Below are 19,355 nucleotides of genomic sequence, written 5' to 3' on the forward strand. Positions count from 1 at the left end.
CTGGTGGGCTGAAGCCCACCCTACGGTCCGGTCTCGGCTTGGGCAGTCGTCAGCTCGCTGTCTTCAACTGATCGGTCGGCTTGTCGGCCAGGTAGGCGGCCAGCGAGTCGTCCAGGGCTTCCAGCCAGGGCGTGTGGTGCGCAGTCGCCAGGGTGCCGGTGATCAGCGAGCGGTGGCACTTGTCGCGGTAGCCCATGATGTTTTCGTATTTGTCCTTCTTCCATTGCAGGAAGGTCCGGTTCACCTCGGCGATGTCGAAGGTCGGGTAGTCGGTGGCTTCGATCAGCTGGCGGATGTACTCGCCCTGGAATTCGAACATTGCCTGGGCGCTTTCCAGGGTTTCCTCTTCCTGGCGCCAGGCCCGGTCTTCGGCGTTCATGGTGGCCTGCTCGGGCAGGGCGATGCGGCCGAGGATGACGTCGCGGGCGTACCAGGCCTGGGCGTCGAACATGTTGAAGCTGTACCACTGGTCCTGCATGCCGAGGTAGATCAGCCTGGGGTTCTGCTCCCAGAACACGCCCTTGTAGAGGTTCAGTGGCCAGAGGCGGTTGCTGGTCTTCAGGCGCAGTTCTTCCGGCAGGAAGGGGAAGTGATGCTTGTAGCCGGTGCAGAGGATGATGGCGTCGATGTGCTTGCTGCTGCCGTCGGAGAAGAACGCGGTGCTGCCTTTCACATGGGTGAGCAGCGGTTTCTCTTCCCAGTTCTCCGGCCACTGGTAGCCCATGGGCGCGCTGCGGTAGCAACTGGTGATGGTGCGGGCGCCGTATTTGAAGCACTGCGAGCCGATGTCCTCAGCCGAATAGCTGCCGCCGACGATGAGCACGTCCTTGCCCTTGAATTCCAGCGCATCGCGGAAGTCATGGGCGTGCAGCACGCGGCCGCCGAAGCTTTCGAAGCCTTCGAAGTAGGGCACGTTGGGGGTGGAGAAGTGGCCGCTGGCGACCACCACGTAGTCGAAGGTTTCGCTGTAGGTCAGGTCCTGCTCGTAGCTGTGGGCGGTGACTTCGAAGGTGCCGCTGGCGGCGTCCCAGGTCACCCCGCGCACCGTGGTGTTGAAGCGGATGTACGGGCGCACGCCGGCTTTCTCCACGCGGCCCTTGATGTAGTCCCAGAGCACTTCGCGGGGCGGGTAGGAGCCCATGGGGCGGCCGAAGTGTTCGTCGAAGCTGTAGTCGGCGAACTCCAGGCATTCCTTCGGCCCGTTGGACCAGAGGTAGCGGTACATGCTGCCGTGCACCGGCTCGCCGTGTTCGTCCAGGCCGGTGCGCCAGGTGTAGTTCCACATGCCGCCCCAGTCCGATTGCTTCTCGAAGCAGACCAGCTCGGGAATATCGGCGCCCTGGGCATGGGCTGACTGGAAGGCACGCAACTGGGCGAGGCCGCAGGGGCCGGCGCCGATGATGGCGACTCGTTGTTTCATGCTGGGTTCTCCACAGTAGATAGGGGCAGGCCGGTGGCCGGGTGCTGGAGTCGCGCCGCGGCCAGGGTGTTCTTCATCAGGAAGGCGATGGTCATGGGGCCGACGCCACCGGGAACCGGGGTGATGGCGGCGGCGCGGGTGAGGGCGCTGTCGAAATCCACGTCACCCACCAGCTTCGAACGGCCGTCTTCCTCGATGCGGTTGATGCCCACATCGATGACCACCGCGCCGGGCTTCAGCCAGTCGGCATCCACCAGGCGCGGACGGCCGACGGCGGCGACGACGATGTCGGCCTGCCGGCACAACTCGCGCAGGTTGGTGCTCCTCGAATGCACCACCGTCACCGAGCAATGGGCTTTCAACAGCAGCGCGGCCATCGGCTTGCCGACGATGTTGGAGCGGCCGATGACCACCGCGTGCTGGCCGGATAGGTCGCCGCAAGTGTCCTGCAACAGACGCAGGCAACCAGCCGGGGTGCAGGGCGTGAGTACCTCGCGGCCCTGGCTGAGGCCGCCGACGTTTTCGGCGTGGAAGCCGTCGACGTCCTTCAGCGGGTCGATGGCTTGCAGCACGCGGGTTTCGTCGATGTGCGCCGGCAGCGGCAGTTGCACGAGGATGCCATGCACGCTGTCGTCGGCATTCAGGCTGTGGATAAGTGCCAGCAGGTCGGCCTCTTGCGTCTCGGCTGGCAGCTTGTGCTCCAGCGAACGAATACCGCATTCCTCGGCACGCAGCACCTTGTTGCGCACGTAGACCTGGCTGGCCGGGTCCTGGCCGACCAGCACCACGGCCAGGGCCGGTGCAATGCCGCTGGCCTTGAGGGTGAGGACTTCGCTACCGACTTCGGCCAGCACCCGCGCGGCCGCCGCCTTGCCATCGATGAGCGTGGGAGGCAGGACGGCGTTCATCGGAAGATCACCGTCTTGTCGCCGTTGAGGAACACGCGGTGTTCCAGGTGGTACTTCAGCGCCTTGGAGAGTGCGACCGTCTCGGTGTCCCGGCCGATGGCGACGAGGTCATCGGGCAGGTAGGCGTGGTCCACGCGCTGGACTTCCTGCTCGATGATCGGGCCTTCGTCGAGGTCCGAGGTGACGTAGTGCGCGGTGGCGCCGATCAGCTTCACGCCGCGCTCATAGGCCTGGTGATAGGGCTTGGCGCCTTTGAAACCGGGCAGGAAGGAATGGTGGATGTTGATGGCGCGGCCGGAGAGCTGCTTGCACAGGTCATCGGAGAGGATCTGCATGTAGCGCGCGAGGACCACCAGCTCGGTCTGCGTTTCGTCGACGATCTTCATCAGCGCCGCTTCCTGCTGGGCCTTGGTGTCGCGGGTCACCGGCAGGTAGATGAAGCGGATGCCCTCGCGCTCGGCCATCGGCCGCAGGTCCAGATGGTTGGAGACGATGGCGGTAATCTGCATGTCCATCTCGCCCTTCTGGTGGCGGTAGAGCAGGTCGGTGAGGCAATGGTCGTACTTGCTCACCATCAGCAGCACGCGCATGGGGCGGTTGCCTTCGAACAGCTCCCAGTCCATCTCGAAGGGCACGGCCACGTCGTCGAAACCCTGGCGCAGGGCGTCGATGTCCGGCTTGGCGCCGGTGTTGAAGCGGAACACCGCGCGCATGAAGAAGCGCCCGGTGTATTCGTCGTCGAACTGCGCCAGCTCGCTCAGGTAGCACTGCCGCCCGGCGAGGTAGGTGGTGACCGCGGCGACAATGCCGGAGGTGGCCGGGCAGCTGATCTTGAGGATGTAGTGATTCATGTCGGTTGCTCTCGTGCAGGCAAGGAACGGCGCGCTCAGCCTTTGGCGGTGCGCTTCTTTTTCTCGGGGTCGTCGAACGGCAGCGTGTGGGCGATGGCCTTGGCTTGCAGGCTGCCGCGCACTTCCAGGGGCACGCCCTGCTCGGCGATCTGTGGCTCGACACGGGCAATGGCCATGGAGCGTTCGGTGAGGCGCGAGTACATGGCGCAGGTGATGACGCCGACCTGGCGGCCTTCGTGCCAGAGGGTGTCGCCGTTCTGCGCGGCGATGTGGCCGTCGAGCAGCACGCCGAAGATCTTGAAGCGCTCCTGGCCCTCCAGCCGGTAGTGCTCGCCGGCGCCACGGAAGTCCTGCTTGCCGGGCGATACGGTGAAGTCCAGGCCCAGTTCCCACAGGGTGTCGCCGGCTTTCTGGTCGGCGAAGGGGTACATCTGCGAGTTGTCGTAGGGGAAGAACAGCAGGTAGCTCTCCACCCGCAGCCAGTCCAGCGCGGTGAAGGCGCAGGGGATGATGCCGAGGTCCTTGCCCTTCTCCAGGATGCCGTCCCAGATGGCCGGGGCATCGGCGGCCTTGCAGAAGATCTCGTAGCCACGCTCGCCGGTGTAGCCGGTGCGGGAGATCATCACCGGGCGGTCGAACAGCTTGGTCTGGATGTGGTGGAAGTAGGGCAGGTCGCGGATGCCCGGCACGTGCTCGGCGAGAAAGTCCACGGCGCGCGGCCCTTGCAGGGACAGGTCGTGCAGGTCGTCGTCGAACAGCACCGCCACCTGGCGGCCCTGGGCCGAGCGGATCAGCACTTCGTGGCCGCTGCCGGCACCATGCACCACCATGAAGGCGTTGGGGCCGGTGCGGTAGACGATGCAGTCGTCGATGAACGTGCCGTCTTCATCGAGCATGCAGGCGTAGACCGATTTGCCCGGATACAGCTTGCTGATGTCACGGGTGGTGGCGTACTCCAGCAGGCTTTCGGCATGCGGGCCGACGTAGTGCACTTTCTTCAGGCCGGACACATCCATCAGCCCGGCGCGGGTGCGGATGGCCTCGTGGTGGTCGGCGAGGTCGCTGGCATAGGTCCAGGCGGTGCCCATGCCGTTCCAGTCTTCCAGGTTCGAACCAAGTGCCAGGTGGCGTTCGCGGAGCGCGCTGATGCGCCATGAGTGAGCCATGGGGGAATCCTCTTGTCGTGGTTGTTCTATGGCGTGATGGGTCAGGCGTCGGCGTCGAACCGGCGTAGCCAGTCCACCAGCGTCTGGCGGTAACGGGTGATGCCCTTGTAGTCGGCGATGGGGTCCGGCAGGTCGCGCATCACCCGGTGCAGGCGCTGGGCCCAGGCCGGGTTGCTGACCAGTTCATCGAGGCTGATGAGGTAGGTGCGGATGCCGAACAGCAGCGCGTTGGAGCGCGGCAGGCGTGCCATCAGTTGCAGCTCGACGCGCAGGTGCACCAGGCGGCCAACGTTCTCCGGCGTGACCTTGCCGCGATCGTTGCCCCACTCGTGGTAGGTCTCGGGCGAGGTGTCCAGGCGTGGGTTGATGGTCAGGGTCCAGTTCAGGCGGCGCACCGGGTGGCCGACCTGGATGTTCAGCAGGTACCTCAGCGCGCGGTCGAACACGCCCATCTGGTGCGCCATGGGCACTGGCGAGTGCCACTGCTTGAAGCTCATGCCGGCGTCGAAGCGCAGCGACCAGTCGGCCGGGCAGGTGACCATGCCGGCGTCCATGTAGAGGTCGCCGTCGCGCTGGTCGAGCACCGCGAAGTCGCCCTGCATCTGGCGGGTGATGTACTCCAGTGGCTCGCAAGGCAGGGTGGCCGGATCGCCGTAGGTGAAGTGCTGGTCGATGCCCAGCGCCAGGTTCTGCCAGTGCCAGGCCGTGCCGTCACGGGTCAGGCGGAAGTGCTGCGGGTAATCGCGGGAAAGGTTTTCCATCAGCATTTCCAAGGTGTCCCAGGCGGCCTGGGCCATGTGCGGCATCACCAGGCAGCGGTCGGGGTCCAGTTCCAGCACGCGGGCGCGCTCGGCCATTTCCGAGACGTAGTGCTCGTCGATGTCGAAGCAGTGCTCGAACACCGAGCCGGGATCGCGGGACACCGCCGGCTCCAGGTTGACCGAGTACATGTACTGGTCTTCCGGGAAGGGAAAGGGAAAACGGGCGATGGCGGCCGGGCTGTTGCGGAAGCTGAAGTCTTCCCGGTAGCTCTTCAGCGGTTTGAAGGTCAGGGTCATGGGTGGCGTCTCCGGGTCAGAGGTCGAGCAGGATCGGGCTGCCGCAGCCGCGCGAGACGCAGGGCATCAGGCTGCTGGTGCGCTCGATGGCGCTGAGGAAGTGGTCGCGGTGCTCCACGTCGCCTTTCAGCCAGGGCGTCTGGCACTGGCCGCAGACTCCGCCCCGGCAGAGGTTGGGCACCTCCACGCCGGCGGCTTCCAGGGCTTCCAGCAGGCTTTCGTCCGCCGCCACGTCCAGTTGCTGGCCACTGCGCGCCAGCTCGACGCGAAACGGCTGGCCGGGCTCCGCCGCGGCAAAGGCTTCCCAGTGCACGCGGCGCGGGCTCCAGCCCTGGGCGGTGGCCTGTTCCTGAAGGTCCAGCAGCAGGGATTGCGGGCCGCAGGCGTAGACGTGGGCACCGAGCGCGCGGCCCTGCAGCAGGCTGGCGAGGTCGAGGCGGCGCTGGCCGCCGATGTATTCGTGCAGGCGCGGGCCCAGCTGCTGGCGCAGTTCCTCGACATAGGCGTCGCTGGTGTCGGCGCGGTAGGCGTAGTGCAGCTCGAAGTCGGCGCCCCGGCGCAGGAGCTCCTGGCTGTAGGCGATGAAGGGGGTGATGCCGATGCCGGCGGCCACCAGGATGTGCTCCCGTGCCTCTCCGTGCAGCGGGAAGAGGTTGGCCGGTGGCGACAGGCGCAGGCGGTCGCCGACCTTCAGGTGCTGGTGCAGGTAGCGCGAGCCGCCCCGCGAGGCGTCCTGCTGGCGCACGGCGATGCGGTACTGGCGGGTGTCGGCGGGGTCGCTCAGCAGTGAGTAGGCATTGCGCCGGCCGTTGGGCAGGTGCAGTTGCACGTGGCTGCCCGCCGAGAACCCCGGCAGTGCGCCGGCCAGTGCTTCGAAGCTGTATTCGCGGATCACCGGGGTGAGCTCACGGATGGCGGCAACGCGGACGTCGAGCAGGGCGCTCATGGGCGAACCTCCTGGTAAGGCTGGTCGGCATCGGCGCAGACCCCGAGGTAGGCACCCAGGCGCTGCGAAAAGTGGCGGCGCACCTCCAGCACTACGCCGCACTGGGCACAGGTCAGGTGCCCGGCGCTCGTTGCCGGCTGGCAGGTGGCGCAGTGCACGCAGAACACCCGGCGGGTGCCGTCCGGGTTGCTGCTTATGAGAATTTCGTCGGCCTGCAGGCCAGCGGCCCGCGCCAGGGCGTGCAGGGGCCAGACGAAGGCTTCGTCGCCCCGCAGGTCCAGGCGCAGGCCGACGCGGGCATCCTTCAACTGGGCGCTCAGGGCCAGTTGCAGGGCGGCGAGGTTGGGGAAGTCCGGCAGGGCCAGGTGGGTCAGCCGGGCCTGGCCCAGCTGCGCGGCGAGGGCGACGCAGTCATCCTGCCCCGTGCCCTGGGTCACCAGCAGGTGCTCGGTGGCTGTCAGGCTCGGCTGGCCGCTGGGGTAGCGCGGCACGCTGAACGGGTGGTCGGTTGCAGTGGTGCTCATGGTGTCCTCGCGGATTCGCCTGTTTCCTCGTGGAGAAAATATTTTCTCTTTGGGAATCGGCGCTCAATCCGCAGGAGGAGATATGCCAAAAGGGGTAGTGCCCTTTCGGAGGCATGGAAGTTGCTGCTTCTGGGGACCTGCCAGCCCAGAGGCGACCACCGGAGGAGGAGAGGGATGCACAACGCCAGTCTGTTACCGCCCGCCGCGCCACCGGTGCCATTGGCCGATGAGCTGACCGAGCGCGAAGGGCAGACCCTGTCGCTGATCGCCTCGGGGCTGAGCAACAAGCAGATCGCCCGGGAGCTGGGCATCAGCGACGGGACGGTGAAGATTTATGTGCGCAACCTGCTGCGCAAATTCCGTCTGCACTCGCGTCTGGAACTGGCCACCCGGGTCCACCGCAGCAGCGCCTCCTGGCCCAGGGTGGACGACGTCCCGCTGCACGGCGAGGGTGCACGCCCGGCTGCGTCTGCACCGAATCCGCCCGCTCCGGGGCTGCTCGATGAACTGCCGGGGCTGATCTACCGGGGCGACAACGACCGCACCTGGTACATGGAATACGTCAGCGCCGGTTGCCTGACCCTCACCGGCTACACGGCCGAATACCTGACCCGCGACCCCGAGCACAGCTACGGTTCGCTGATCCTCGACGAGTACGCCGACTACATCTGGTACTGCGTGCAGTGTGCGCTGCTCAAGCGCGAGCCCTACCAACTGAGCTACCGCATCCGCTGCGCCGATGGGCGTATCAAGAACGTCTGGGAAACCGGAGTAGGCGTCTACTCCAGTTCGGGCGAAGTGCTGGGGATCGAGGGCGCGATCTTCGAGCGCCGCGACTAGTCGGTAGCCCGGATTGCATCCGGGCTACCGACTGCACGAGGGGCGCGTTTGTAGGATGTGGTTGAGCGAAGCGATACCCATCGGCGGGAGGGGCGATGGGTATCGCAAGCTCGCGGAACGCCGCCCGACCCATCCTGCGTTGCTACAAAAGCTGAAGGTCGCGCGCCAGGCTACGGCGCATTGCCCAGTAATAGGTCAGTGCCGGCACCAGCAATCCGACCACCCAGGCCAGGTCGACGCCATCCAGCGCCTGGGCGATGGGACCGACGTAGAGGGTGGTGTTCATGAAGGGAATCTCCAGCAGGATGGTCAGCAGGAAGCTGCCGCAGGCCACCGCGTTGACCCGGCCGTAGCGGCCGTTCAGGTCGAAGATGTCCGGTACGCAGTAATCCCCTTTCCTCAGGCAGTAGTAGTCCACCAGGTTGATGGCGGTCCACGGGATGAGGAAGTAGCTCATGAAGAAGATGAAGTTCAGGAAGTAGCTGATGAAGTTGTCCTGGCTGATGGTGCACAGGGCCGTGGCGATCACGCTGATGGCCAGCATGAACAGCCCACGCACGGCAGGCGTGACGCGCAGACGCGAGAACGGCTCGATCACCGTCACCGTGGACATGAACGCGCCATAGAGGTTGAACACGTTGATCGCCACCTGGCCGTAGAGGATGAAGGCGAACACCGGTAGCGCGGCGACGCCGAACAGCAGGGCCAGGTGGCTACCGACGTTGTCGGAGAAGCCGCTGATGGCGACGCTCAGCACGGCGCCGAGGATCATCATCCAGGCCCCGCCCGCCACCGTGCCGGCGTAGCTGTACCAGAACACCCGGGACATGGGCGTCGAACTCGGCAGGTAGCGCGAGTAGTCGGCGACATAGGGTGCGTAGGACAGTTGCCAGGTGACCGCGATGCTCACCGCCACCAGGAACTTTGACAGCGAGAAGCCCGCCAGCGACCACTGGCCTTCCGGGATCGGCAGGCTGAGGGCCATGGCGGTGGCGATCAGGAAGACCAGCAGCGAAAGCCACGACAGCACCTTCTGCAGGCGGTGGATCAGCCGGTAGCCATAGAGCGCCACCAGGAAGCACAGCGCGCCGATCAGGTAGAGGTTGGCATCGCCGTCCAGCGGGCTGACCGACGCGATGGCCTGGGCCGCCAGCAGGGTATTGCTGACGAAGAAACCCAGGTAGATGAGCATCACGAACAGCAGCGGCAGCACGGCACCGATCACCCCGAACTGGGCGCGGCTCTGGATCATCTGCGGGATGCCCAGCTTCGGTCCCTGGGCCGAGTGCGAGGCCATGAAGATGGCCCCGATCAGCGAGCCGAGGATGATCGCCAGGGCGCTCCAGAACAGGTTGAGGCCGAGCATCACCGGCAGCACGCCGGAGGCGATGGTGGTGATGTTCATGTTGGCGCCGAACCAGATGTAGAACAGCGACGCCGGCTGGCCGTGACGTTCGTTTTCGGGGATGAAATCGATGCTTCTTTTCTCGACGTGCATGGCGATCACTCCTGATTCCGGCGCGGCAGGCCGAGCGCGGTCTGCAAGCGGGCGATGGTGGCGACGAACTGCTCGGGGCGGTGGGCGAACTGGTCGGGCTCGGTCGGGCGGCACGACTGGTGCGGCTCGCCGCGCAGCCGCTTCAGGTACTGGGCGGTGGAGAAGAGTTCGAGGGCATAGACCCAGTTGGCCATGATCAGCAGGGCGGCGTTGTGGGCCGCCTCCGTGGTACTGGCGCAGGCGTCGGCGATGAGGTCGACGCGGTAGCCCAGGGCGAAGGCGTCCATCACCGTGGCCAGCACGCAGGCATCGGTGAGCACACCGCTGACGATCAGCCGCTTCGCGCCCAGTTCGCGCAGTTGCCGGTCCAGGTCGGTTCGGTGGAACGCGCTGTAGCGCGGTTTGTCGATCACCCGGTCGCCGGCGCGAGGGGCCAGGCGTTCGATGATCTGGACCTGGCGGGTGCCGGCGCAGTAGCTGAGCGGGCGTCCGGCGCTGTCCAACGGTTCGCCGGGCGGCAGGTCGCTGCCGTCCGCCGCGTTGATGTGACGGGTGTAGGTGACGGGGATGCCGATGCCGCGCAGTGCTGCGAGCAGTTCGGCGTTGTTGTCGATGACCCGGTGCAGGTCATGCAGGGGGAAACCATCCTCCTGCTGCATGTCGATGACCAGGCAGGCGCTGTCTGTGTTCATGAGCAACTCTTGTTGTTGTTCAGCCATGAGTACGCGGCGGCGAGCCACGTCGGCCAGGCGCACGGAGGCACCTTGGTCGGGCGGCGAAACGTCGGACGCGGGCGAAGTTCAGCGTTGAGAGTTGGTCAGCGGACTATCTGCCAGAAGCCGTTCTGCTTGGCGGTGACGGAGGAGCGCAAGCGCTTGAGGAAGAGATGGGCGGGCGTCCACTTGCCGCGCAGGTAGGCCATGGCGGCCCCGGGCAGTGGCTTGCGGGTGCAGAAGGTGAGGCCAGTCTTGTGCATGGCGTTCGACCACCTGTGGGTTGGTGAAAAGCGGCCGGGTCGCCCGACCCGGCCGCCTGCAGCAGAGGTTAGCGGAACGCCGGCACCACGTGCTTGATGAAGAGCTCCAGGGACTGCTTCTTCTCGGCGTGGGAGAGACTGTTGTCGGCCCAGAAGCTGAACTCGTCCACGCCCAGTTCCTGGTAGTGGCGGATGCGCGCGATGACTTCTTCCGGGGTGCCGATCATGGTGTTCTTGCGGATGTTCTCCAGCTCGAACTCCGGGCGGTCCTTGAACTTCTCTTCCGGGCTCGGCGGGAGGAGGCCGTTGACCGGGGTTTGCTTGTTGCCGAACCAGGCATCGAAGGTGCGGTAGAAGCGCGAGATGGCGGCGGCGCCGACCTTCCAGCCTTCCGGGTCGTCCACGCTGTGCACGTGGGTATGACGCAGCACCATCAGTTGCGGGCGCGGCACGTCCGGGTTGTTGGCCAGGGCGGCTTCGAACTTGTTCTTCAGGTCCACGACTTCTTCGTCACCCTTCATCAGCGGGGTGACCATCACGTTGCAGCCATTGGCCACGGCGAAGTTGTGGGAGTCCGGGTCGCGCGCGGCGATCCACATCGGCGGCGTGGGCTTCTGGATCGGTCGGGGCGAGGAGGTGGAGGTGGGGAACTTCCAGATCTCGCCGTCGTGGGCAACGTCACCCTGCCAGAGGGCTTTCACCACCGGGACCATTTCGCGCAGGGCCTGGCCGCCGCTGGTGGCGGGCATGCCGCCGGCCATGCGGTCGAATTCGTACTGGTAGGCGCCGCGGGCCAGGCCCACTTCCATGCGGCCATTGCTGATCACGTCCAGCAGCGCGCACTCACCGGCGACGCGGATGGGGTGCCAGAAGGGCGCGATGATGGTGCCGGCACCCAGGCGAATGGTCGTGGTGCGGGCGGCCAGGTAGGAGAGCAGCGGCATGGGGCTCGGCGAGATGGTGTATTCCATCGCATGGTGTTCGCCGATCCAGACCGTGCTGAATCCGCCGGCCTCGGCCATCAGCGTCAGCTCGGTCAGATCTTCGAAGAGCTGGCGGTGGCTGATCTGCTCGTCGTAGCGCTCCATGTGCACGAACAAAGAGAATTTCATGTCGCTTACCTCGAACCTTTTTCTGCGTGGCCACGGAGCGGCCGCTGCGGTGGGGTGACGCCGCCAGGGGCTTCTGACCTGCTGGGCGGCTTGCTGAATATTGGTATACCATAATACGGAATATCTGCAAGGTCTTTCCGCCAGAACAACTACCCAGTAAGGATGGTCCCGTGATTGCCTTACGCCCAGGCGGAGGCGTCGCCGTTGGGCTTCGCGGAGCTCAGCACCAACCTGCGGCCTGCTTGGCGAATGAATTGGCTATGTCCGCATCACGTGTCGCAAGCAGCTGCATTGCCTGTAGGAGCTGGCCCGATGGCCAATCTCTCGCAACAGCCAACGCAGACATAGCCAATGAGTTCGAAAAGCGCCCGATGCGAGGGCAAAAAAAGCCCCCAATCAAGGGGGCGGGAATCAAGGCACACATCAACTTGATGTCAGGCGAAGGCCTGCAGCGCGCCCATCTTGCCGCGGCAGTAGATCATCGGGATCACGTCCTGCTCGGGGACGATCAGGTTCTTCACGGCGCCCACCAGGATGGCGTGGTCGCCGCCTTCGTATTCGCGCCACAACTCGCATTCGATGATGGCGGTGGCATTGGCCAGGATCGGGTTGCCCAGCTCGCTCAGGCTCCAGTCGATGCCCTGGGCCTTGTCCTTGCCCTTCTTCGCGAAGGCGTAGGCCTCGTCGCGCTGCTCGGCGGACAGCAGGTGAATGGCGAAGCGTTTGCTCTTGATCAGCACCGGATAGGAGTCGGAGCTGTAGTTGGGGCAGAACAGCACCAGGGCCGGGTCCATGGACAGGGAGCTGAAGGCGCTGGCGGTCAGCCCGACGATCTGGCCGTCGTCATCCAGGGTGGTGATGACAGTGACGCCGGAAGGGAAGGAGCCCATGACTTGTTTGTAGGCATTGGTGTCGATCATTTCGGGTACCTATCGGGAGCAAGTGGCTGCGACCGGCAGCGCATCTGTGTCTGATGGTATACCGTAATACCTGCAATGCAAGCAGATTTTTCCCACAGCCGCGCGCAGGCCGACGAACGTGGGGAAATCCGCTGGAGGCCAATGAATACGGGCATCCAGAGGAGAAAGGTTGATCGTTTCAGCAAGAAGTCTGGCAGTTTTCAGTACAGTTCTGCTTCTAAAAACTCCTTGTCTGAGTCTTGGAATACCATAATATGGTGTTCGCATTTGGGCGGCTGACGTCGTCGTCACGGGACCCGATTGCGCCCTTCGTGGCTTTCTACAAAGACAATAAGCAAGGCAAGACGATGTCCGAGAATTCCCAGCAGACGCTGATCGAGAACCATAGCGTCGACTATGTGCCGCCCGCCGAGCGTCATGGCAAGGCCCGTGACCTGTTCACGCTCTGGTTCAGCACCAACATTGCACCACTGCCGATCGTCACCGGGGCCATGGTGGTCCAGGTGTTCCACCTCGACCTGCTCTGGGGCCTGCTGGCCATCGTGTTGGGGAATATGGTTGGCGGCGTCTTCATAGCGCTGGCCTCCGCCCAGGGACCGCAGATGGGCATCCCGCAGATGGTCCAGAGCCGGGGCCAGTTCGGCCGTTATGGCGCGCTGCTGATCGTGCTGTTCGCGGCGGTCATCTATGTCGGTTTCTTCATTTCCAATATCGTCCTGGCCGGCGAGTCGATCCACGGTATCGCGCCGGCAGTGCCGCTGCCGGCGGCCATCATCATTGGCGCCATCAGTGCCACCGCTATCGGTGTGATCGGCTATCGCTTCATCCACACGCTCAACCGCATCGGCACCTGGGTAATGGGCGCCGCGCTGCTGGCCGGCTTCATCACCATTTTCTGCAGTGAGCTGCCGGCGGATTTTTTCAGCCGTGGTGGCTTCAACCTGTCGGGCTTTCTGGCGACCATCTGCCTGGGGATCATCTGGCAGCTGAGTTTCTCGCCCTACGTTTCTGACTACTCGCGCTACCTGCCGGCCAGCATTGGTATCGCCAAGCCGTTCTGGGCCACTTACTTCGGCGCCTGCCTGGGCACCATCCTGTCCTTCAGCTTCGGCGCGGTGGCCGTGCTGGCGACTCCTGAAGGCACCGAAGCCATGGCCGCGGTGAAACAGGCCACCGGCGTGCTCGGACCGCTGCTGATGGTGCTGTTCCTGCTCAACATCATCAGCCACAACGCGCTCAACCTGTATGGCGCGGTGCTGTCCATCGTCACCTCGATCCAGACCTTCGCCGGTAGCTGGACGCCGAGCATCCGCGTGCGGGTGGTCCTGTCGGCCGTGGTACTGGCCGGTTGCTGCCTGATGGCCCTGAGTGCCTCGGCGAATTTCATCTCCCACTTCATCGGGCTGATCCTGGCGCTGCTGCTGGTCCTGGTGCCCTGGGCCACCATCAACCTGGTGGACTTCTACCTGATCAAGCGCGGCCGCTACGACATCGCCTCGATTTTCAAGGCCGATGGCGGGATCTACGGACGTTTCAACCCGCATGCCATCACCGCTTACTTCATCGGCATCCTGGTGCAACTGCCGTTTGCCAATACCGCGCTCTACGTCGGGCCCTACGCCAACTACATCGAAGGCGTCGACCTGTCCTGGCTGGCCGGCCTGCTGGTGACCGCGCCGCTGTATTACTGCCTGGCCACCCGCGGCAAGAAGGTGCTGACGGGGGCGTTGAGCCTGGCCGAATGACCGCCTGAGTCCGTTCTCGTGGAACGCCCCGACCTGCCTGGCAGGCCGGGGCGTTCTGCTTTCCGGGGTGTCGCCTGCCGTTTCGCCCTGCAAGACGCCAATGCTCAGCTAGCTTGTAATGATCGGATTCCCCCAGGAGTGGAGCAGGTCATGGCAAAGGGCAAGAAAAAGGTTGCCGCCGGTGCGACGGCGCAGAGCGAAAGCTTCGGTCGCAAGGAATATGAAAGCGAACTCAAGCGCCTGCACGTGGAGCTGGTGAAGCTCCAGCAGTGGGTGGTGGACCAGGGACTCAAGGTCTGCATCGTCTTCGAGGGGCGTGATGGCGCCGGCAAGGGCGGGACCATCAAGGCCATCACCGAGCGGGTCAGCCCCCGCGTGTTCCGTGTGGTGGCGCTGCCTGCACCCACCGATCGAGAGAAGACCCAGATGTACGGCCAGCGCTATCTGGCCCATATGCCGGCGGCCGGCGAAGTCGTGATCTTCGACCGCAGCTGGTACAACCGCGCTGGCGTCGAGCGGGTAATGGGCTTCTGTACCGAGGAGCAGGCGCGCAAGTTCCTCGCGGTGACGCCGCTGTTCGAGAAGATGGTGGTCGAGTCCGGAATCATCCTGATCAAATACTGGCTGGAAGTGAGCGCCGAGGAGCAGACCCGGCGTCTCAAGGATCGCATCGATGATGGGCGCAAGATCTGGAAGCTGTCGCCCATGGACCTCAAGTCCTACGCCAGGTGGGACGACTACACCCGTGCCCGCGACGAGATGTTCGCGGCCACCGATTCATCCTGGGCGCCGTGGTACATGGCGCATTCCGAAGACAAGCGGCGCGTGCGGCTGAACATCATCAGCCACCTGCTCAAGCAGATTCCCTACAAGGATCTGACCCGGGAGCAGAAAGTGGAGCTGCCCAAGCGTGGCAAGCTCGGCAAGTACAAGGCGGCGCCCTATCCCTTCAGGATGATCGAGGAGCGCTTCTGATATTGGCCTTCGGCGCCGGTCCCGGCTACCGCGCATTTCTGGTGGGGCCTATGGCCTGCACGTCACACAGGTGGGTGCAGGCCAGGGTCCGTTGAATCAGATCACCACGGCGGTGCCGCTGATGCTCACCATCAGCATGCTGCCGTTCTGCCCGACCACCTCGTAGTCGATATCGATACCGACCACCGCGTTGGCGCCGAGCTTTTCGGCGTGCTCGGACAACTCCTCAAAGGCGATTTCACGGGCCTTGGCCAGCTCCTTTTCATAGGCGCCGGAACGCCCGCCGATGATGTCGCGGATGCCGGCGAACAGGTCGCGGAACACGTTGGCGCCGAGAATGGCTTCGCCGACCACGATGCCCTTGTATTCGCGGATGGTTCGGCCTTCGAGGGTGGGGGTGGTGGAGAGGATCATGCGGAGCTCCCTGTCTGGTTTGAGTGCGTTCAGTGTAGGGGCGATTTCAATCGCCAAGGGCAGCGTAGCTGCCCTTGGCTTCTGTGAAAGGCAGACCTGCGGCCTGCTTGGCGAATGAATTCACCCCTACAAGACACAGGCCACTCAGACCAGGGTCAGGGTCACGTCGATATTGCCGCGAGTGGCGTTGGAGTAGGGGCACACGATGTGGGCCTTGTCCACGATGGCGCGGGCTTCCTCACGGTCCAGGCCGGGGATGTCGATGCGCAGTTCCACTTCGATGCCGAAACCAGTGGGAATGGCGCCGATGCCCACGATGCCTTCGATGGAGGTATCGGCCGGCAGCTTGTGCTTGTCGCGGGCGGCGACGAACTTCAGCGCGCCGAGGAAGCAGGCCGAGTAGCCGGCTGCGAACAGTTGCTCGGGGTTGGTGCCTTCGCCGCCGGCACCGCCCAGCTCGCGCGGGGTAGTCAGGCTGACGTCGAGCACGCCGTCGGAGGAGATGGCGCGGCCTTCACGGCCGCCGGTGGCTTCTGCGTAGGCGCGGTAGAGAACGTTTTCGATGCTCATGATGGTTTCCTTTTCAGTCAGGTTTGGATTGCGTGGTGTGCGTGGGTGGTCTGGGTTATCTGGATCAGCCGTCGTGGTTGATCAGCCATTCCGGGTATTGGGCGCCGCTACCGTTGCCGCTGCTTTTCTGCTCGCTGCTCCCGGTATCGGCGAAGCTGGCGGAGGAAAACGCGAGGATGGCGGTGAAGGTGATCAGGGCTTTCATGGCGATTCTCCGATGTAGTTGGTTCGTTAATGTTTGGCGCGCTAAGTAAGTTGGTGAAGCAGAATTTACTGCTGAGTTATTTTGCGCGCAAGTTAATTTTTAGAGCATTTTGTTCTACCGCCAAATCAGAAAAGACATAAGCCTCTGGAATGCGCCATGAGTGGAATAGGTGGCGGAGCGGGGCGGGGGTTATGCTGCGGGCCCCGCCCGAGTCGGTGGTCTATATGAATGAGAGCGGGTCTCTTTGATTTTGTTGTTGTAATAACAAAATATTTTGCATTGCCTAGTGAATTTCTAATCGAATTGGCAGTATTGTGGTTTGTATAAAAACAAATCCACCCGCTACCTGGAGTCGAATCCATGCATCCCCGCGTACTTGAGGTAACCGAACGCCTGGTGGAGCGCAGCCGCGCAACCCGCGAGCGCTACCTGGCGATGATTCACAAGGCGGCCAGCGATGGGCCGCAGCGCGGCAAGCTGCAGTGCGCCAACTTCGCCCATGGCGTGGCCGGTTGCGGTGGTGGCGACAAGCAGCGCCTGCGCCTGATGGATTCGGCCAACGTGGCCATCGTCACCGCCTACAACGACATGCTCTCGGCCCACCAGCCTTATGAGGACTACCCGGAAAAAATCCGCCAGGCCCTGCGCGACATCGGTTCGGTGGGTCAGGTGGCCGGCGGTGTGCCGGCCATGTGCGACGGCGTCACCCAGGGTGAGCCGGGCATGGAACTGGGCATCGCCAGCCGCGAAGTGATCGCCATGTCCACCGCGGTGGCGCTGTCGCACAACATGTTCGATGCGGCACTGTTCCTCGGCATCTGCGACAAGATCGTCCCCGGCCTGATGATGGGCGCGCTGCGCTTCGGCCACCTGCCGTCGATCTTCGTGCCGGCCGGACCCATGCCGTCGGGCTTGTCGAACAAGGAAAAGGCCGAAGTGCGCCAGCGCTACGCCGAGGGCAAGGCCAGCCGCGACGAGCTGCTGGAGTCGGAGATGAAGGCCTATCACAGCCCCGGCACCTGCACCTTCTACGGCACCGCCAACACCAATCAGATGCTCATGGAAGTGATGGGCCTGCACCTGCCGGGTGCGTCTTTCGTCAACCCGAATACCCCGCTGCGCGAGGCGCTGACCGTGGAGGCGGCGCGCCAGGTCACGCGCCTGACGAAGCAGGGCGGGCAGTTCGTGCCCATTGGCGAAATCGTCGATGAGCGTGTGCTGATCAACTCGATCGTTGCCTTGCACGCCACCGGTGGTTCCACCAACCACACCCTGCATATGCCTGCCATCGCCCAGGCGGCGGGCATCCAGCTCACCTGGCAGGACATGGCGGACCTCTCCGAGGTGGTGCCGACGCTGGCCCACGTCTATCCCAACGGCAAGGCCGACATCAATCACTTCCACGCCGCTGGCGGCGTGGCCTTCCTGGTGCGCGAGCTGCTCGATGCCGGCCTGCTCCATGAAGACGTCAACACCGTCATGGGGCGTGGCCTGCGCCATTACACCCGGGAGCCGTTCCTGGAAGACGGCACGCTGGTGTGGCGCGAAGGTTCGGGCAAGAGTCTGGACGCATCCATCCTGCGCCCGGTTTCTACGCCCTTCTCGCCGGAAGGTGGTCTGCGCGTGATGGTGGGCAATCTCGGCCGTGGCGTGATGAAGGTGTCCGCCGTAGCACCGGAGCACCAGGTGGTCGAGGCCCCGGCGCGGGTCTTCCACGACCAGCAGGCGCTGGCCGATGCCTTCAAGGCCGGTGAACTGGACCGCGACCTGGTGGCGGTGATGCGCTTCCAGGGCCCGCGCAGCAACGGCATGCCCGAGCTGCACAAGATGACCCCCTTCCTCGGTGTGCTGCAGGACCGTGGCTTCAAGGTGGCCCTGGTCACTGACGGGCGCATGTCCGGCGCCTCGGGCAAGATTCCTGCCGCCATCCACGTCTGCCCGGAAGCCTTCGACGGCGGGCCGCTGGCGCGGGTGCGCGACGGCGACCTGATGCGCGTGGACGGCACCACCGGCACTCTGGAAGTTCTGGTAGATGCCGCCGAATTCGCCGCCCGCGAGCTGGCACCCTGGGACCTCGAAGCCAATGTCGGAACGGGGCGCGAACTCTTTGCCTTCATGCGCGAGTCCTTCAGCAGCGCCGAGCAGGGCGCCAGCGCCTTCACCCGCAACCTGGAGAGCCTGAAGTGAAGCTGGCGCTGGTTGGAGACATTGGCGGTACCAATGCGCGTTTCGCGCTCTGGCGCGACGAGGAACTGGAGTCGGTGCGGGTGCTGGCCACCGCCGACTTCGCCGGGCCGGAACAGGCCATCAGTCATTACCTTGCCGGCCTCGGCCTGGCGCTGGGTAGCCTGGGTGCCGTCTGCCTGGCGGTGGCCGGGCCCGTGAGTGGCGAGCACTTCCGCTTCACCAACAATCACTGGCGCCTGAGCCGCTCGGCCTTCTGCCGCACCTTGCAGGTGGAGGAATTGCTGCTGATCAACGACTTCTCCGCAATGGCCCTGGGCATGACCCGCCTGCGCGAGCACGAAAAGCTGCAGGTCTGTCCCGGCGTCGCCGACCCGGACAGTCCGGCGGTGGTGATCGGTCCGGGCACCGGCCTTGGCGTCGGCACCCTGTTGCCGCTAGGCGAAGGGCGCTGGAAGGCGTTGCCGGGGGAGGGCGGACATGTCGACCTGCCGGTGGGCAACCTGCGCGAGGCAACCCTCTGGCAGCAACTGCACGGCCAGCTCGGCCATGTCAGCGCCGAGAACGTGCTCAGCGGCAACGGCCTGCTGCAGCTCTATCGCGCCGTCTGTGCCGTGGACGGTCATGCGCCGCGCCTGGCTTCGCCGGCTGAAGTGAGTGCGGCGGCGTTGGCGGGTGACCCGCTGGCCGAGGACGTGCTGGACCTGTTCTGTGGCTGGCTTGGGCGAGTGGCCGGTAACAACGTGCTGACCCTTGGCGGCCGTGGTGGTGTGTATATAGTCGGCGGCGTGGTGCCGCGCTTTGCAGCCTTTTTCCAGAAGAGCGGCTTCGCCCGCGCCTTCGCCAGCAAGGGCTGCATGAGCGGTTACTTCGAAGGCATCCCCGTGTGGCTGGTGACAGCTGAATACCCCGGCCTGGAAGGCGCCGGCGTCGCCCTGCAACAGTCGCCACTCCGTAGGATGGCGTAGAGCGCAGCGAAACCCATCAACCCCAGCGATGGGTTTCACAGGCTCGCGGAACGCCGCCCGACCGATCCTACCGGC

Annotated in this window: 20 protein-coding genes; 5 read left to right on the forward strand and 15 right to left on the reverse strand. The window is 64.7% G+C overall.

Going from position 1 to position 19,355, the window contains the following annotated elements; translation table 11 throughout:
• Positions 1–49: 49 nt before the first annotated feature.
• Genes G559_RS0122010 through G559_RS0122040 form a run of 7 tightly spaced genes read right to left on the reverse strand, consistent with a single transcriptional unit; the run spans position 50 to position 6,873 of the window.
• Entirely contained in the window at positions 50–1,420 is a 1,371-nt protein-coding gene (locus G559_RS0122010; protein WP_028630323.1) for an NAD(P)-binding domain-containing protein, read from the reverse strand.
• Entirely contained in the window at positions 1,417–2,328 is a 912-nt protein-coding gene (folD, locus tag G559_RS0122015; RefSeq protein WP_028630324.1) for a bifunctional methylenetetrahydrofolate dehydrogenase/methenyltetrahydrofolate cyclohydrolase FolD, read from the reverse strand. The genes G559_RS0122010 and folD overlap by 4 nt, the downstream gene beginning before the upstream one ends.
• A complete protein-coding gene (gene purU / locus G559_RS0122020; protein WP_028630325.1) occupies positions 2,325–3,179 on the reverse strand; it encodes a formyltetrahydrofolate deformylase in 855 nt (284 codons plus the stop codon). Before purU ends, folD begins: the two co-directional genes overlap by 4 nt.
• Positions 3,180–3,214: 35 nt before the next feature.
• Positions 3,215–4,345 carry an aminomethyltransferase family protein gene (locus G559_RS0122025; RefSeq protein WP_028630326.1) on the reverse strand — a complete coding sequence of 377 codons (1,131 nt, stop codon included), beginning with the start codon at positions 4,343–4,345 and terminating at the stop codon, positions 3,215–3,217.
• A gap of 41 nt (positions 4,346–4,386) precedes the next feature.
• Positions 4,387–5,403, reverse strand: coding sequence for a heme-dependent oxidative N-demethylase family protein (locus tag G559_RS0122030; protein ID WP_028630327.1), 1,017 nt, complete (start codon positions 5,401–5,403; stop codon positions 4,387–4,389).
• Between the two features lie 16 nt (positions 5,404–5,419).
• Complete coding sequence (locus G559_RS0122035) at positions 5,420–6,349, reverse strand: PDR/VanB family oxidoreductase (RefSeq protein ID WP_028630328.1); 930 nt, start codon at positions 6,347–6,349, stop codon at positions 5,420–5,422.
• Positions 6,346–6,873 carry a dimethylamine monooxygenase subunit DmmA family protein gene (locus G559_RS0122040; protein ID WP_028630329.1) on the reverse strand — a complete coding sequence of 176 codons (528 nt, stop codon included), beginning with the start codon at positions 6,871–6,873 and terminating at the stop codon, positions 6,346–6,348. The genes G559_RS0122035 and G559_RS0122040 overlap by 4 nt, the downstream gene beginning before the upstream one ends.
• A 174-nt stretch (positions 6,874–7,047) precedes the next feature.
• Here G559_RS0122040 and G559_RS0122045 point away from each other — a divergent pair, with 174 nt between their 5' ends.
• The gene (locus tag G559_RS0122045; protein ID WP_028630330.1) at positions 7,048–7,713 is read left to right on the forward strand and encodes a LuxR C-terminal-related transcriptional regulator; all 666 of its coding nucleotides are present in this window, start codon (positions 7,048–7,050) and stop codon (positions 7,711–7,713) included.
• 142 nt (positions 7,714–7,855) lie between these two features.
• On the opposite strand, the gene G559_RS0122050 is transcribed toward G559_RS0122045, so the two are convergent.
• The 5 genes from G559_RS0122050 to G559_RS0122070 form a co-directional block, all read right to left on the reverse strand.
• The gene (locus tag G559_RS0122050; RefSeq protein WP_028630331.1) at positions 7,856–9,211 is read right to left on the reverse strand and encodes a purine-cytosine permease family protein; all 1,356 of its coding nucleotides are present in this window, start codon (positions 9,209–9,211) and stop codon (positions 7,856–7,858) included.
• A gap of 5 nt (positions 9,212–9,216) precedes the next feature.
• Positions 9,217–9,903, reverse strand: coding sequence for a cysteine hydrolase family protein (locus G559_RS0122055; RefSeq protein WP_028630332.1), 687 nt, complete (start codon positions 9,901–9,903; stop codon positions 9,217–9,219).
• Between the two features lie 125 nt (positions 9,904–10,028).
• Entirely contained in the window at positions 10,029–10,187 is a 159-nt protein-coding gene (locus G559_RS30705; protein ID WP_169338776.1) for a hypothetical protein, read from the reverse strand.
• A 68-nt stretch (positions 10,188–10,255) separates the two neighbouring features.
• Complete coding sequence (locus G559_RS0122065; RefSeq protein ID WP_028630333.1) at positions 10,256–11,299, reverse strand: LLM class flavin-dependent oxidoreductase; 1,044 nt, start codon at positions 11,297–11,299, stop codon at positions 10,256–10,258.
• Between the two features lie 434 nt (positions 11,300–11,733).
• Entirely contained in the window at positions 11,734–12,219 is a 486-nt protein-coding gene (locus G559_RS0122070; protein WP_028630334.1) for a flavin reductase family protein, read from the reverse strand.
• Between the two features lie 347 nt (positions 12,220–12,566).
• Between G559_RS0122070 and G559_RS0122075 the strand changes: the two genes are divergently transcribed.
• Together G559_RS0122075 and ppk2 are read left to right on the forward strand one after the other, a co-directional pair.
• Complete coding sequence (locus G559_RS0122075; protein ID WP_028630335.1) at positions 12,567–13,964, forward strand: purine-cytosine permease family protein; 1,398 nt, start codon at positions 12,567–12,569, stop codon at positions 13,962–13,964.
• A gap of 150 nt (positions 13,965–14,114) precedes the next feature.
• Positions 14,115–14,939 carry a polyphosphate kinase 2 gene (gene ppk2 / locus G559_RS0122080; protein ID WP_028630336.1) on the forward strand — a complete coding sequence of 275 codons (825 nt, stop codon included), beginning with the start codon at positions 14,115–14,117 and terminating at the stop codon, positions 14,937–14,939.
• 96 nt (positions 14,940–15,035) lie between these two features.
• Here the strand turns inward: ppk2 and G559_RS0122085 are convergent, their stop codons facing one another.
• The 3 genes from G559_RS0122085 to G559_RS30710 all read right to left on the reverse strand — a co-directional run bounded on the left by G559_RS0122085 (position 15,036) and on the right by G559_RS30710 (position 16,128).
• Positions 15,036–15,353, reverse strand: a complete 318-nt coding sequence (locus G559_RS0122085) for a heavy metal-binding domain-containing protein (RefSeq protein ID WP_028630337.1) — start codon at positions 15,351–15,353, stop codon at positions 15,036–15,038.
• A 144-nt stretch (positions 15,354–15,497) separates the two neighbouring features.
• Entirely contained in the window at positions 15,498–15,923 is a 426-nt protein-coding gene (locus G559_RS0122090; protein ID WP_028630338.1) for an organic hydroperoxide resistance protein, read from the reverse strand.
• Positions 15,924–15,987: 64 nt separating this feature from the next.
• Positions 15,988–16,128 carry a hypothetical protein gene (locus tag G559_RS30710; protein ID WP_169338777.1) on the reverse strand — a complete coding sequence of 47 codons (141 nt, stop codon included), beginning with the start codon at positions 16,126–16,128 and terminating at the stop codon, positions 15,988–15,990.
• A gap of 360 nt (positions 16,129–16,488) precedes the next feature.
• Here G559_RS30710 and edd point away from each other — a divergent pair, with 360 nt between their 5' ends.
• Both edd and G559_RS0122105 read left to right on the forward strand, forming a co-directional pair.
• Positions 16,489–18,315: a phosphogluconate dehydratase gene (edd, locus tag G559_RS0122100; RefSeq protein WP_028630339.1), complete on the forward strand. Its 1,827-nt coding sequence runs from the start codon at positions 16,489–16,491 to the stop codon at positions 18,313–18,315.
• The gene (locus tag G559_RS0122105; protein ID WP_028630340.1) at positions 18,312–19,280 is read left to right on the forward strand and encodes a glucokinase; all 969 of its coding nucleotides are present in this window, start codon (positions 18,312–18,314) and stop codon (positions 19,278–19,280) included. The genes edd and G559_RS0122105 overlap by 4 nt, the downstream gene beginning before the upstream one ends.
• Positions 19,281–19,355 lie beyond the last annotated feature (75 nt).

Origin of the sequence: Metapseudomonas resinovorans DSM 21078 (assembly GCF_000423545.1) — a bacterium.
GTDB lineage: Bacteria > Pseudomonadota > Gammaproteobacteria > Pseudomonadales > Pseudomonadaceae > Metapseudomonas > Metapseudomonas resinovorans.